The organism is Serratia sp. 121840015-1 (genome assembly GCF_053627655.1).
Window position 1 is genome coordinate 968129 of the sequence record NZ_JBSEYF010000001.1, and the last position, 13807, is coordinate 981935.

General features: G+C 62.2%; 11 protein-coding genes. 8 read left to right on the forward strand and 3 right to left on the reverse strand.

From position 1 onward, the window contains the following. Positions 1 to 220 precede the first annotated feature (220 nt). From ACUXAC_RS04655 to ACUXAC_RS04685, 7 genes are all read left to right on the forward strand, one after another. Positions 221 to 1789 carry an ABC transporter substrate-binding protein gene (locus ACUXAC_RS04655; RefSeq protein WP_454266523.1) on the forward strand — a complete coding sequence of 523 codons (1569 nt, stop codon included), beginning with the start codon at positions 221 to 223 and terminating at the stop codon, positions 1787 to 1789. Then, positions 1789 to 2844: an ABC transporter permease gene (locus ACUXAC_RS04660; RefSeq protein WP_060424087.1), complete on the forward strand. Its 1056-nt coding sequence runs from the start codon at positions 1789 to 1791 to the stop codon at positions 2842 to 2844. The genes ACUXAC_RS04655 and ACUXAC_RS04660 overlap by 1 nt, the downstream gene beginning before the upstream one ends. Next, positions 2841 to 3710, forward strand: coding sequence for an ABC transporter permease (locus ACUXAC_RS04665; RefSeq protein WP_070914673.1), 870 nt, complete (start codon positions 2841 to 2843; stop codon positions 3708 to 3710). Before ACUXAC_RS04660 ends, ACUXAC_RS04665 begins: the two co-directional genes overlap by 4 nt. Continuing rightward, on the forward strand, positions 3700 to 4542 hold the full coding sequence (locus tag ACUXAC_RS04670) for an ABC transporter ATP-binding protein (protein WP_060439734.1): 843 nt from the start codon (positions 3700 to 3702) through the stop codon (positions 4540 to 4542). The genes ACUXAC_RS04665 and ACUXAC_RS04670 overlap by 11 nt, the downstream gene beginning before the upstream one ends. After that, on the forward strand, positions 4539 to 5210 hold the full coding sequence (locus tag ACUXAC_RS04675) for an ABC transporter ATP-binding protein (protein WP_454266524.1): 672 nt from the start codon (positions 4539 to 4541) through the stop codon (positions 5208 to 5210). The genes ACUXAC_RS04670 and ACUXAC_RS04675 overlap by 4 nt, the downstream gene beginning before the upstream one ends. A 132-nt stretch (positions 5211 to 5342) precedes the next feature. Further along, complete coding sequence (locus tag ACUXAC_RS04680) at positions 5343 to 6917, forward strand: ABC transporter substrate-binding protein (protein ID WP_454266525.1); 1575 nt, start codon at positions 5343 to 5345, stop codon at positions 6915 to 6917. Positions 6918 to 7147: 230 nt separating this feature from the next. After that, entirely contained in the window at positions 7148 to 8758 is a 1611-nt protein-coding gene (locus tag ACUXAC_RS04685; RefSeq protein WP_454266526.1) for a hypothetical protein, read from the forward strand. Here ACUXAC_RS04685 and ACUXAC_RS04690 read toward each other — a convergent pair. Beyond that, positions 8755 to 9423, reverse strand: coding sequence for a prepilin peptidase (locus tag ACUXAC_RS04690; RefSeq protein WP_454266527.1), 669 nt, complete (start codon positions 9421 to 9423; stop codon positions 8755 to 8757). The two genes, ACUXAC_RS04685 and ACUXAC_RS04690, sit on opposite strands and share 4 nt — an antisense overlap. Positions 9424 to 9849: 426 nt before the next feature. Between ACUXAC_RS04690 and ACUXAC_RS04695 the strand changes: the two genes are divergently transcribed. Next, a complete protein-coding gene (locus tag ACUXAC_RS04695; protein WP_454266528.1) occupies positions 9850 to 11361 on the forward strand; it encodes a YchO/YchP family invasin in 1512 nt (503 codons plus the stop codon). Here ACUXAC_RS04695 and narL read toward each other — a convergent pair. Together narL and narX are read right to left on the reverse strand one after the other, a co-directional pair. Continuing rightward, a complete protein-coding gene (gene narL / locus ACUXAC_RS04700) occupies positions 11358 to 12008 on the reverse strand; it encodes a two-component system response regulator NarL (RefSeq protein ID WP_016927346.1) in 651 nt (216 codons plus the stop codon). The two genes, ACUXAC_RS04695 and narL, sit on opposite strands and share 4 nt — an antisense overlap. A 10-nt stretch (positions 12009 to 12018) precedes the next feature. Further along, positions 12019 to 13803: a nitrate/nitrite two-component system sensor histidine kinase NarX gene (gene narX, locus ACUXAC_RS04705; RefSeq protein ID WP_454266529.1), complete on the reverse strand. Its 1785-nt coding sequence runs from the start codon at positions 13801 to 13803 to the stop codon at positions 12019 to 12021. Positions 13804 to 13807 lie beyond the last annotated feature (4 nt).

A 13807-nucleotide genomic window follows, 5' to 3' on the forward strand; every position in this document is an offset into this window, starting at 1 on the left:
CCGCGTTTCACCGCTGCGAACTGCGCCGCAAAGACAGTTATCCATTGCGGCCAGGTGCCGTGAGAGTGCGATCTGGCGTGCAATACTCTCTCTAATAATCAAAACCCCATCTATATACATAAAAAGAATATCTATAGTGATTTAAGTACCTTCAGCTGCCGATCGTGCTCGCATACACTCGCGAAATTATTATAAATTCCATCTGCTTGGAGAGTTTCAGATGAAAGCGCTCGTTCCTTCTTTGCTGTTTTTGGCCGTGGCGGCCAGCGTTAACGCGCAGGCGGCGACGCCGGCCAACACGCTGGTGATCGCGCAGTCTATCGATGACGTGGTCAGCTTTGACCCGGCCCAGGGATTTGAGTTGACCACGGTGCAGTCGTTCAACAGCCTGTATCAGCGTCTGATCCAGTCCGATCCGCACAACCCTATCGATCTGAAACCGACATTGGCCAGCAGCTGGCAGGCCGGCGCCGACAATCGCAGCCTGACTTTCAGCCTGCGCCCGGACGCCAGGTTCGCCAGTGGCAATCCGCTGCGGCCGGAAGACGTGATCTTCTCGCTTTCGCGGGTGGTGAAACTGAATCTGGAGCCGTCGTTTATCCTGACGCAGCTGGGCTGGAACGCGAAGAACGTGGAGCAACACCTGAGCAAGGTGGATGACCACCAGGTAAAAATCAGCTGGAGTGAAAACGTCAGCCCGGCCTTCGTGCTCAGCCTGCTGTCGGCGCCGGTATCGTCGATCGTCGACGCCAAAGAGGCGCTGGCGCACCAGCAGGGCGACGATCTGGGGCACCAATGGTTGAACAGCCACTCCGCCGGCAGCGGCCCTTATAAAATCCGCACCTATGTGCCGCACGAAGTGGTGGTGCTGGACGCCAACCCAGGCTCGCCGGAAGGGGCGCCGACGCTGAAAACCATCCTGATCAAAAACGTGCCCGATCCGGCCGCGCGCCGCTTGCTGATCGAGCAGGGCGATGCCGATATCGCGCGCAACCTGGGGGCAGACCAGATGGCGGCCTTAAAGGGCAAGCCGGGCGTCAAACCCCTGGCGATTCCTTACGCTTCGCTTTATTTCCTGCAGTTCAACGCCAAGGCGTCACCGGCGCTCGGCAATCCGGCGTTCTGGGAGGCGGCGCGCTGGCTGTTCGATTACAAAGGCATCGCCGACGATCTGCTGAAAGGGCAGTTCCAGAGCCATCAGGCATTCCTGCCGGACGGTTATCTGGGGGCGCTCAAGGATCAGCCGTACAGCTTCAATCCGCAAAAAGCCAAAGAGATACTGGCCAAAGCGGGGCTCAGCAACGTCAGTTTCCGTCTGGACGTCAACAACCAGCCGCCGTACCTGGATATCGCCCAGGCGCTGCAGGCCAGCTTTGCCCAGGGCGGCGTGAAGGTGGAACTGGTGCCGGGCATCAGTTCGCAGATCTCTACCAAGGTGAAAGCGCTTAACTACGATGCGACGCTGACCTCCTGGGGGCCGGATTATTTCGACCCTAACACCAATGCCGCAGCCTTCGCCTACAACCCGGAAGACGGCAGCAAGACGCTGGCCTGGCGCGCCAACTGGCAGATCCCGGTGCTGAGCAAGCTGACGCTGGCCGCCACCGCGGAAAACGACACCGCCAAACGGGTGGCCGACTACCAGCAACTGCAAAAACAGGTGCAGCAAAGCTCGCCGTTCGTCATCGGCCTGCAGGCGCGCAGCCTGATCGCGGTGCGTGACAACCTCAAGGGTTATGTGCAGGGCATCAACCCTGACATGGTGTTCTACAGCAAGGTCAGCAAGTAATGGCCGCTGAACTGTCCGCCAGCGCCGGGGCGGCCCGGCGGTATTGGCGCTGGGGCGGGCGGCTGCTCGGCGGCGCGCTGTCGCTGGCGCTGACGTTGCTTGGCCTGCTGCTGTTCACCTTCATGCTGTCGCACCTGGCGCCGATCGATCCGGCGCTGCAGGTGGCGGGCGATCACGCCAGTGAAGCCACCTATGCGCAGGTGCGGCACGAGCTGGGATTGGATCAGCCGTTGCCGGTGCAGTTTTGGCGTTATCTGGTGCACCTGGCGCACGGCGATTTGGGCATTTCGCGCATCACCGCCCAGCCGGTGTTGAGCGATCTGCTGCGTACCTTCCCGGCGACGGTGGAGCTGGCCACCTGCGCCATTATCCTCGGCGCCCTCGGCGGCATTACGCTGGCGTTTCTGGCGGTGCTCAGGCCGGGCAGCTGGCTGGATAACGCGGCGCGTCTGCTGTCGCTGATCGGTTATTCGGTGCCGATTTTCTGGCTGAGCCTGCTCGGGCTGCTGCTGTTCTATGCCACGCTGCACTGGTCGGCGGGGCCGGGGCGGCTCGACGACATCTACTTGTACAGCATGGAGCCGCGCAGCGGTTTCGTGTTGATCGACAGCTGGCTGTCCGGCGATCGCGAAATGTTCTACAACGCCATCGGCCACCTGTGGCTGCCGGTCGTGGCGTTGGCGCTGCTGTCGATGGCGGGCATTACCCGATTGCTGCGCGCGGCGATGCTGGAAGAGTGCAACAAGGAATACGTGACGCTGGCGCGTTCCAAGGGGGCCGGGCGCCTGCGCATTCTGCTGCGCCATGTGTTTCCCAACGTACTGGGCACGCTGATCACCGTACTGTCTCTCTCCTATGCCAGCCTGCTGGAAGGGGCGGTATTGACCGAAACGGTGTTCGCCTGGCCCGGCGTTGGGCGTTATCTGACCTCGGCGCTGTTTGCTGCTGACACGCCGGCGATCCTCGGCGCCACGTTGCTGATCGGCACCTGTTTCGTGCTGTTGAATGCGCTGGCCGACGCCTTGACCTATTTAGTGGATCCGCGAACCCGATGAGCCAATATCTCTCTGAACACGAACCGCAAAGCGAGCCGGTCGTCGGTTACCGCCGCGGTCGGCGCCTGACCACGCTGACGCTGGGCGCGGCACTGGTGGCGATTTTGATCGTCACCGCGCTGCTGGCCCCGTGGCTGGCGCCTTTCGATCCCAATCTGCAGCATATCGAGCTGCGGCTATTGCCGCCTTCCGCCGCACATTGGCTGGGCACCGACGGCTTCGGCCGCGATTTGCTCTCCCGCGTGATTTACGGCGCGCGGCCGACGCTGATTCTGGTGTCGCTGATTCTGGTGTTGACCATACCCATCGGCCTGCTGGTCGGCATTGGCGCCGGTTATCTTGGCGGCTGGGTAGAGCGCATTTTGATGCGCCTGACCGACATTTTCTTGTCGCTGCCGAGCCTGGTGATCGCGCTGGCGTTTGTGGCGGTCATGGGGCCGGGGCTGATGAACGGCGCGCTGGCGCTGGCATTGACCAGCTGGCCGGCCTTTGCCCGCCAGGCGCGGGCCGAAACCCTGGCGCTGCGCCGCAGCGACTATCTGGCGGCGGCGCGCATGCAGGGCATCAACGGGCTGCGGCTGATGGTCGGCCATATTTTACCGCTGTGCCTGCCGAGTGCGGTGGTGCGCGCGGCGCTGAGTCTGGGGGGCATCATCCTGTCCGCTGCCGGTCTGGGGTTCCTCGGCATGGGCGTCGCGCCGCCGACCGCCGAATGGGGCTCGATGGTGGCCGAAGGCAGTAAAGTGATTTTCGACCAATGGTGGGTCGCCGCCGCGCCGGGCGGGGCGATCCTGTTCGCCAGCCTGGCGTTTAACCTGCTGGGCGATGGCCTGCGCGACAAAATGGATCCTCGTCATGGGCACTGATAACACCTTATTGAACGTCGAACGCCTGGCGATCGGCGTGCCGGGGCTACAGCCGGTGGCGCTGGTGAAGAATATTTCGTTCAGCATGGGGCGGGAGCGGCTGGCGCTGGTCGGTGAGTCCGGCTCCGGCAAGTCGTTGACCGCGCGTGCGCTGATGGGGCTATTGCCGCCGCCGTTACAGCTGCAGGCGCAGCGCCTGACGTTGGGCGGTGAAGACTTAACGCGCCTGAGCGAGCGCCAGTGGAGCCGGCTGCGCGGCGACCGGGTGGCGATGGTGATGCAAGATCCCAAGCATGCGCTGAATCCCAATCAGCCGATCGGCCGTCAGGTGGAGGAGCCGCTGGTGCTGCATGCAAAGCTGAGTCGCGCCGAGCGGCGTGAAAAAGTGCTGGAGATGCTGGCGGCGGTGGGCTTGCCCGATCCGGCGGCGCTGTGCCGCCGCTATCCGCATCAGCTCTCCGGCGGCATGGGGCAGCGGGTGATGCTGGCCATTGCGCTGATCAACGATCCGCAGCTGTTGATTGCCGACGAACCGACTTCGGCGCTGGATCACCAGATGCGTGATCAGGTGCTGCAGCTGATAGACAATCTGGTGGCGCAACGCAATATGGGGCTGATCCTGATCAGCCACGATTTGCAGCAGGTGGCGCACCACTGCGAGCGGGTACTGGTGATGTACAAAGGTGAGCTGTTGGATCAGCTGCCGGCGGCAGAGCTGGCGCAGGCCACGCACCCTTATACCCGCACGCTGTGGGCGTGTCGGCCGAGCCGCGAGACGCGCGGCAAACCGCTGCCGGTGCTGGATCGCGCGCTGTTGGAGACGTTGAAATGAGCGTGATTGCACTGGAGAACCTGAGCGTCAGTCACCGCCAGGGCTACGAACTGCGCACCGTGGTGCATGAGGTTAACCTGCGCATCGAACCGGGCGAGTGTTTCGGGCTGGTGGGGCCTTCCGGCTGCGGCAAGTCCTCTTTGCTGTGGGTGCTGGCCGGGCTGAACGGCAGCTGGCAGGGCAACTTTGAGTTGCTGGGGCGGCGGCTGCAGCCGGGGCAGGCGTTTACCGGCGAACTGCGGCGCGAGGTGCAAATGGTGTTTCAAGATCCCTATGCTTCGCTACACCCCAAACACCGGCTTTTGCGTACGCTGTCGGAGCCGCTCAAACTGCTGAAGGAAAGAGACATCGAACGTAAAATCAGCGCAGGCTTTCGCCAGGTGGGGTTGGATCCGCGCCTGCTGGATCGCTACCCGCATCAGCTGTCGGGCGGCCAGCGGCAGCGCGTGGCGATCGTGCGCGCATTGTTGCTGCGGCCGAAGCTGCTGTTGCTGGACGAACCGACTTCGGCGTTGGACATGTCGGTGCAGGCGGAGATCCTCAACCTGCTCAACGAGCTGAAACAGGCGGGCAATCTGACTATGGTGCTGGTCAGCCACGATGCGGACGTGATTGACCATATGTGCGATCGTTCGGTGGCGATGGCGCACGGCCGCATCATCGTTTGAACCTATGCCCGCCAACGCGGCGGGCATATCCATCGTGGTAATAAATAAAGCAATTTATCGTCGTTCTTCCGTTAATTCTTACCCCCTACACTCGACAAACAGCGCAACCGCGTGATTGTGGAGAGTGTATCGATGAAACGGTTAATCCCAACTTTATTGTATGGCGCGCTGGCGGCCGTTTTCGGTGCGCAGGCCGCCACCCCGCAGGATACCTTGGTGGTGGTCAGTTCGTTGGAGGGCATTATCAGCCTCGATCCGGCGGAGAGTTTTGAAACCGTCAGCTCGGCCAATCTGGTCAACCTTTATCAGCGCCTGGTGGCGCCGGATCGCGCCGCGCCGCAAAAGCTGGCGCCGGACGCCGCGGGCAGTTGGCAAGCGGGCGCCGATGGCCGCAGCCTGACCTTTACCCTGAAACCGCAGCAACGCTTCGCTTCCGGCAATCCGCTGCGGCCTGAAGACGTCATTTTCTCGCTGGTCCGCGCGGTGAAGCTGAACAAGGCGCCGTCGTTTATTCTCGGCGAGTTTGGCTGGACGCCGGATAACGTTGAGCAGCAGCTGAAAAAGGTGGGAGATAACCAGGTGCAGCTTCGTTGGCCCGCCAACATCGGCAGCGAGCTGGCGTTGCGGCTGCTGACGGCGAACGTGGCCTCGATCGTAGATGAGAAGCTGCTGAACGAGCACGCGCAGCAGGGTGACTACGGCAATTCCTGGTTGCGCAGCCATTCCGCCGGCGGCGGTCCATATCGGGTAAACAACTATGTGCCGCACGAGGCGCTGCTGTTCGGCCGCAACGACTATGCGCCGTCGCCGGCCAGACTGAAAACGGTGTTGTTCAAGAACGTCAGCGACGCCGGCACCCGCCGTTTGTTGCTGCTGAAAGGGGATGCCGACGTGGCCTACGATCTGGGGGCCGATCAGTTCGACTCGCTGCGCAATGCGCCGGGCGTACGCATCGAGCAGGCCGATGCGCCCCGGGTCTATTACCTCGGTTTCAACACCGGCAGCAAAGACAACCCGGCGCTGGGCAATCCGGCACTGTGGCAGGCGGCGCGCTGGCTGGTGGATTATCAGAGCATCGCCGAGCAGCTGTTGAAAGGGCAATATCGGGTGCATCAGGCCTTCTTGCCGCAGGGATTGGACGGGGCGCTCGACGATCGGCCGTTTAGGCTCGACGTGAACAAAGCCAGACAGATCCTGCGCGAGGCCGGCATCGCCGAAGGGACGCGCATCAGTCTGATCGTTATCAACCAGCCGCCGTATACCGACATCGCGCAGGCGTTGCAGGCCAGCTTTGCGCAGGCCGGGCTGCGGCTGGATATCCAGCCGGTGGTGGAGAGCGATCTGTGGGGCAAGATGCGCGGCCGCGATTTTCAGGCAATCTTCACCTACTGGGGCGCCGACTACCTGGATCCGAACACCAACGCCAGCGCCTTTGCCTACAACGTGCCCGGTGGGCCGAAAACCCTGGCCTGGCGCACCCAGTGGGGCATTCCCGCCATCAGCGCGGAAACGCGTGCCGCGGCCGCGGAGGGCAACAGCGCCGCGCGCAGCGCACGTTACGTCACGTTGCAACGTGAACTGCAGGTCAGTTCACCTTATGTGGTGGCTCTGCAGGGGCAAACGCTGGTGGCATTGCGGGACAACGTTGAAGATGCCCGGGTGGATATCGCCAACAGCATGCTGTATCTGGACCGGGTGAGTAAGTAGCGACCGCGCCGCGCGCCTGGCCGGGCTTCTGGCGCGCCAAAGGCCGACAGCCTGTGAAATCGCCTGCTGCTGCAACCGCGAAGCGCGAGAGGTTGTATCAAGGTGAAATAAAATGAAATTTCATAACGTGCTCATGTGGTGGTGATAGATTGGCGCTGAAAGGCGGCGTTGTTTACGCCTTTCAGCGCGGTCGTTCGCCATGATGCGAACACATCACGTCAGGAGAGATTATGGACAATAACGGAAACGCTTCAGTGGAGCGCGCCGCAACCTGGCTCGCCACCGGCGAGGTTGTGACGCCGGAACAGTTTTATCAGGACAGCGACGGAAGCAACTGGGGGCCGGCGATCAACAAAGCGGCGGCGGCGGCGCTGCAAGCCGGCGGTACGTTATCCCTGGGCAAACGGGTGTATACGGTCGCCGGGCACGTACTCATTCAGACGACAACGGACATCTACGGCGGCATCGGTTTGCGGGTGGTCGGATTGGGGCGGGCGACCAAAATCGTCAAGACCGCAGACAGCAGCTATACCAATGAACAAGGCGAAACCAAGAAAGCGGTGATCGTGGTGAAAGGCTTCGCCAATCTGACGCTGCACGGCTTGACGTTGCAGGATGATACCGGCGCAGACGATACCCACGGCGTATGGTTCAGCGATCTCAATATGACGAAGTTTGATATCCGTGACATCTACACCAAGGTCGGCGGTTATTCGCTGTTTGTGTCGGGCGACATGTTCATTAACTGGCTGGTGAACGTGCAGATGGAAGCTAACGCCAATCGCCCGGGGGATGGGGTGCTGTGGATGAACAAATCCGGCACCACCAATTTTATCGACGGGCTCTACGCCGCTCGCGCCAAAGGCACCGCGTTCAGAATTTCAGGGTTTTACTCTACGGTCGGCTCGTTGGCCGCGGATGACTGCATCGGCGATATCTACAATTTCAAAGATTTTAACGGCACGATCAATTCATTGGGCTGCGAGAACCGCAATACGCAGCGCGCCGCCAGTGTCAGCGTGCTGTCCACCAACTTTGCCCAGGGCACGATAGGCAATATCAATATCCAGGACGCGCAGAACGTGGAGAGCGGGGGCGTGCTGTGCCGGTTCATCAACGAATCCCGTTGGGATATCGGTCAGTTGAATCTTTACAGCGGTTCGAAAACGCCTTTCCCGGTGGCGATCGCCGCCTGCAACAACAATACCGAGGTAACCTTCAGTAACGTCTATAACGGCGGTGTCCCGGTGGCCGGCAAAAGCACCGTCGACGTTACGTCGTTTTTAAGCGGGGTCGAAGCGATGTACAGTCTGGGTGAGCGGGCTATTGCCCCTTCCTCCACCAGCAATCATTTGCCGCGCAATATCTCGAAACAGCCATCGTGGACTTTGTTAGGCACCTTGACCGCGCCGGATCGGCAACCCACAACGCACATTACGCTTCAGCAGGGCGTAAGCACCAAGGTGCTGGCGTGCGATTTATATATCACGTTCGACCTGTCTTCGCAGGCGACCGCCTTTGTCGTCAATAGAGGCAGCTATAGCGCGAAAAGCGCCTTTATGTTGCGGCGCACCGGGCCGTTGAGCTGCGAAATATATTATCGCGTCGAGAAGGATTTCGGCTTTGGCAGTTATCAGGTGCAGACTACGCGCGGCAGTTACTGGCGGCCGGACGGCGCTTCGTTGAGCGCGCCCCCCTCCGATGCGTTGGAAATCCGTAGCGACGAGATGTTATCCACGACCAGACTCACGGCGGTCCAGCCACTGGCCAATCCGACAACGGCCAGCACGGCAGAAGTGGCCGGATTACTCAATCGGCTGATCGAGGCGCTGAAGACCTAACCGAACAACGTCAGCGCGCTTTGGTCGGCGCCCATCAAGAGCTGCAGCCAACCGGCCGCCGCCAGGGCGATACCGAAAGGTTGCGGCGTTCGCCAGCCGCGGCGCGGGTGCCGGCCGTGCGCTACCGCCAGGCCTAACCCGAACGCCGCCGCCAGGCAGACCAACAGCGGCAACGTCGTCCAACCGAGCCAGGCGCCCAGCGCCGCCAACAGTTTGAAATCGCCTTGGCCGATGCCGTTACGCCGCCGCACCTGCCGATAAAGCGCGTTGAGCAGCCACAGCGCCCCGTAGCCGGCTGCCGCGCCGATAACCGCATCATCCAGCGGTGCCCAGCGAGCGTCAAGGTTGCACAGCAGCCCGCCCCACAGCAGCGGCTGGGTTAGCCGGTCCGGCAGCCATCGGTGGCGCCCGTCGAGCCAGGCCAGGGCGATCAGCAGCACCGCAGCCGGTGGCAACCACAGCCGGTGCGCTGGCGACAGGTCGAAAGGCAGCGTCGCCAACGCCAACCCCAGGGCCGTCAACAGCAGGCTGCGGCGGCGCAATCTCGGTAGGTTGGCGCGTACGGCTACCGTTCGCTCCAGCCGGGTGATAAGTGAGAAGGCGAGCAGGCCGGCCGACAACAGGGCTGTGAAAAACAGCACGTGCCACAGTGAGGAAAGAAACATCAGGGTTCCGCCAGTCGTGAAAAAGATGTTTAAAATAACGGCAAAATGCGTATTTCACCGGGGTGAAATGCGGCGGCCTGCGGGATATGCGCGGTTGCGCGCAGCACGGCCTTACGTATTGCATGGCAAAACAAGCCGCTACGTGTCGGCTCGCAGCGTTACTGCACGTTTTATCGGCAAAATCGGCGCTAAAAGAGTGTGAATTCACCTGCGTTCGGAAGGGGGGCGAGTCAATGGTGTGATGTGACGGCGTCACTCTGGCCGATTGGGGTTTATCCTATTGTTTCTGTTCGCCAAGCCGTTAGGCTTTAAGGGAGAGGCGTCCCCGCCAGGCCGGGACGTAAGGTTTTTCAGATCTGTCGCGGGAAAGGCGATAGCCAAGCAGTGGGTTGGCGCGATCCAGGAGGGAGAGAAGCCAACGGTGTCATGACAGACGTGATTCAGGCAGGATTTATCAAGACCCAAAAACGATTTTGGCGCCGTCGCCAGGCGGCCTGGCTGGCTGGGCCGCTGATGTGGCTGGCCGGCATGGTGCCCGTGTGCGCCGAATCCCCACCGGCGCCGGACGCCGTTATTTCTTCCGAACAGCAAGCTGCGGATCCGGCCGAGAACTTGCCGGATCTGGGCGGTGCGCCCGACGACGCCGCGCGTGAAAAACAGTGGGCCGAGATGGCCAAACAGCTCGGCGAGAAAGATCTGAACAACGTTTCACGTCAGCAGATGCGCAGCCGCGCCGAGGATTATTTGCTGGGCCAGGCGGCCGACACGCTGCAGCAACAGGCGCAGGAACTGTTGTCGCCGCTGGGCACTGCCCGGCTATCGCTGAAGATGACCGGCGAGGGGGACTTTACCGGCAGCAACGGGCAGTTATTCAGCCCGCTGTACGACGTTGACGGATTGTTGACCTACAGCCAGATCGGCTGGCTGCAGCAAAGCGCCGGGGCGCTGGGTAACTTTGCGCTGGGGCAGCGCTGGATCGTCGGCGACTGGCTGCTGGGCTACAACACGGCGCTCGACAGCGATTTCGCCCGGCAGCGCAATCGCGGCAGCGTCGGTGCGGAAGCCTGGGGAGACTACCTGCGTTTCTCCACCAACTATTACTACCCGCTGTCGGCGCTGTCGCAGCAGCCCGGCGACGGGGTGTTCTTCAGTCGCCCGGCACGCGGTTACGACATCACGACGCAAGGCTACTTGCCGTTTTACCGCCAGATCGGCGGTTCGCTCAGCTATGAGCAGTACCTGGGCGACAATGTCGATCTGTTCGGCAGCGGCAAAAAGCAAAATGATCCGCGCGCGATGCAACTGGGGCTCAATTACACCCCGGTACCGCTGGTGACGATGAAGGCGCTGCATAAGATTGGCGCGGGCGGGCAGAGCCAGGAGCAGGTTGAATTGGCGTTGAGCTATCGGCTCGGGGTGCCGCTGGTGAAGCAGATTTCGCCGGAGTATGTGGCGCAGGCCAAGTCGCTGCGCGGCAGCCGCTACGATCCTATCGAACGCAAGAACGTGCCAGTGCTGGAGTTCCGCCAGCGTAAAACGCTGCAGGTCTTCCTGGCCACGCCGCCATGGAGCCTGCAGGCGGGAGAAACCGTGCCGCTGGTACTGGAAATCAAGGCGTTGAACGGAATTTCTCACGTCAGTTGGCAGGGAGATACGCAGGCGCTGAGCCTGACGCCGCCGCATAACGCCAACGATCCGCAGGGCTGGACGGCGATCGTGCCGCCATGGGACGACGCGCCGGGCGCCGCCAACAGCTATCGGCTGTCGGTCACGCTGGAGGACGATAAACAGCAGCGCGTGACCTCGAACTGGATAGCGCTGAAAGTGGCGCCGCCGCTGACCGCGACCTCCGGGGAAGACGCGGGCCTGCCGCCGATCAAAATCCTGACGCCGCCGCCCATTCCGGCGCAAACCGGGCCGCTGTACGGCGGCGATTAACCGTTTTTACCCTGCAGCACCCACACGGCCGCCTCGACGCGGGATTTTAGCTTCATCTTCTTCAGCAGGTGTTTGACGTGTACCTTGACGGTGCTTTCGGTGATGGTCAGGCGGCGGGCGATCAGCTTGTTCGGCAGCCCCTGAGCGATCAGCTTCAGGATATCTCGCTCGCGCGGCGTCAATTGCTGAATATCGCGATCGGCGCTGGGGCGGTTTTCCCGCAGGCTGGCGGCGAGGATCGGCGTCAGCGTCTCGCTGAGCACCATCTGCCCGGCTGCGGCCTGATGCAGCGCCTTCAGCAAATCCTCCGGCTCCATGTCTTTCAACAAGTAACCGTCGGCGCCGCGCTTGAGCGCGCTGACGACGTCGTCTTCATGGTTGGACACGCTGAACACCACGACGCGCCCTGACAGGTCGGTCTGGCGCAGGCGATCCAGCGTTTCCAGCCCGTTGATGCCGGGCATGTTCAGATCGAGCAGGATCAGATCCGGATCGTGCTGTTCCGCCAGCGTGACCCCTTGTTCACCATTGCTGGCTTCGGCGATGACCTGCAGGCGAGCGTCCATGCCAATCAGCTGTTTTACGCCGTTGCGCAGCATCGGGTGGTCGTCGATCAGTAAGATTGTGGCGGCGGTTTCTGTCGTCATGGTGTCTCCGTTAGTCGATGGCGTGGTTATCCGGCGTGAAGCTGACTCGCACCTCGGTGCCGCCGCCGCTGCGCGGTAAAATGTCGCAGCGGCCGTGCAGGCTCTTGGCGCGATCGCGCATGATGATCAAGCCGTAATGGTCGGGGCGAGACGTCTCGGCCGGCAGGCCGCGTCCGTTGTCGCATACGCTCAGGGTCACTTCGCCCCGTTTATTGATGACCTGAATGCTCACCTGGCTGGCGGCGGCATGCTTAAGGATATTGCTGAGCGCCTCGCGGGCGATCTGCAGCAGGTGAATGGCCTGGTAGGCGGGCACCGTGCGCGGCCCCAGTTGGTAATCGAGATGGATGGTCAGGCCCAGTTTGGGATTGAACTCCGCGACCGTCGATTGCAACGCCGCCAGCAGGCCCGGCTCGGTCAGCTGCAGGCGGAAGGTGGTCAGCAGCTCGCGCAGTTGGCGATAGGCGCCGTTTAGCTCTTCGCGCATCTGCTGCACCAGCGCCTGGCTGGCGGACGAGAGCGTTTCGCCCTGCATCTGCAGGCAGGCGATCTGCATTTTCAGGCAGGAGAGCGATTGGGCGATAGAGTCGTGCAGCTCGCGGGCGATCGCCGCCCGTTCTTCCATCAGCATCAGCTGCTGCTGGTGGTCGACCTGACGCTGGATGGCCAGCACGCTGGTCAACTGCTCCACCAGGGTGTTGATCAACTGGCGGTGCTCATCGTTCAGCGGCTGTTGCGGCGCATGTTGCGCCACGATCACGCCGTAGTCGCCGAGTTTGTCGCTCAGGCTCCAGCTCAGCGACGGGTTGTCGGGATGCTGGCGGTCGCTGTCGTTCAGGCAGGCGCTGCACACCGGATTATGGCAATGTTCCGGCCGCAGCGGCTGGTTGCCGCTCAGCTGCAGCAGCGGCTCCCGGCTGTCGTTTTCATACAGCCGTACCTGAATGGCGCGCAGCGGCGTCAGGGTTTGCAGTTGATTGAGCAGCGGCGTCAGGCGGCTGCACAGCGGTTCGCTGGCGTGCAGCAGGCGGCTGGCGCGATAGAGGAAGCTCAGCACCTGATTTTTCTGCTGCAGGTCGGCGGTTTTCTCGGCCACGCGCTGCTCCAGCCCGCTGTAGGTGGCCGACAGCTCGTCGGACATGGTGTTCAACGCGCCGCCGAGCGACGCCATTTCATCCTGGTGGCCGCGCTGCGCGAAGCGGCGGCTAAAGTCGCCGCGGCCCACCGCCAACGCCATCTCCACCAGCTGTCGCCACGGATGCAGCAACCGGCGGCGCAGGTAGCAGGTGGTGCCGATCAGCAGCAGCAGGGTCAGTGCGATGAAGCCGGCCTGCACCAGCGTCACCATCAGCAGGCGGCGCTCGGTTTGCCTGTCGATATCCGAGACCAGCTTATCCAGCAGCTGCACGAAGTGCGCCACCTGCGGCGCGGCATCGGCCGGGCGCTGCGCGCTGCGCAGGCGAGGTTGCAGGGTCTGTTGCCAATAGTCGCGCAAGGCGTCGAAAGGTTGCGTCAGCCCTTCCTGTTCCACCGAATGCTGCAGGTCGGGGCTGTTTTCGTCGCGCTCCAGTTCGCGGATCAACGTTTCATGCCGCTCATCGAGCGGCACCTGCGCCAGCAGCCGGTAGCTTTGCATACGCAGCGATCCGGCCTTGTTGATGGCGTGCGCATTGCCCTGAATGCTCTGCGACATCCAGGCGGAAATCCCCATGCCGGCCACGCCCAGAATGCCCGACAGCAACATCAGCAGGGCGACCTGATTCACGATCGAAAGCGGGGCCAACAGGCGTTTCATAAGC

Excerpts from the sequence above, each read along its gene's own strand:
- ACUXAC_RS04655 (WP_454266523.1), top strand. The coding sequence starts at position 221 with ATGAAAGCGCTCGTTCCTTCTTTGCTGTTTTTGGCCGTGGCGGCCAGC.
- ACUXAC_RS04660 (WP_060424087.1), top strand. The coding sequence starts at position 1,789 with ATGGCCGCTGAACTGTCCGCCAGCGCCGGGGCGGCCCGGCGGTATTGG.
- ACUXAC_RS04665 (WP_070914673.1), top strand. The coding sequence starts at position 2,841 with ATGAGCCAATATCTCTCTGAACACGAACCGCAAAGCGAGCCGGTCGTC.
- ACUXAC_RS04670 (WP_060439734.1), top strand. The coding sequence starts at position 3,700 with ATGGGCACTGATAACACCTTATTGAACGTCGAACGCCTGGCGATCGGC.
- ACUXAC_RS04675 (WP_454266524.1), top strand. The coding sequence starts at position 4,539 with ATGAGCGTGATTGCACTGGAGAACCTGAGCGTCAGTCACCGCCAGGGC.
- ACUXAC_RS04680 (WP_454266525.1), top strand. The coding sequence starts at position 5,343 with ATGAAACGGTTAATCCCAACTTTATTGTATGGCGCGCTGGCGGCCGTT.
- ACUXAC_RS04685 (WP_454266526.1), top strand. The coding sequence starts at position 7,148 with ATGGACAATAACGGAAACGCTTCAGTGGAGCGCGCCGCAACCTGGCTC.
- ACUXAC_RS04690 (WP_454266527.1), bottom strand. The coding sequence starts at position 9,423 with ATGTTTCTTTCCTCACTGTGGCACGTGCTGTTTTTCACAGCCCTGTTG.
- ACUXAC_RS04695 (WP_454266528.1), top strand. The coding sequence starts at position 9,850 with ATGACAGACGTGATTCAGGCAGGATTTATCAAGACCCAAAAACGATTT.
- narL (WP_016927346.1), bottom strand. The coding sequence starts at position 12,008 with ATGACGACAGAAACCGCCGCCACAATCTTACTGATCGACGACCACCCG.
- narX (WP_454266529.1), bottom strand. The coding sequence starts at position 13,803 with ATGAAACGCCTGTTGGCCCCGCTTTCGATCGTGAATCAGGTCGCCCTG.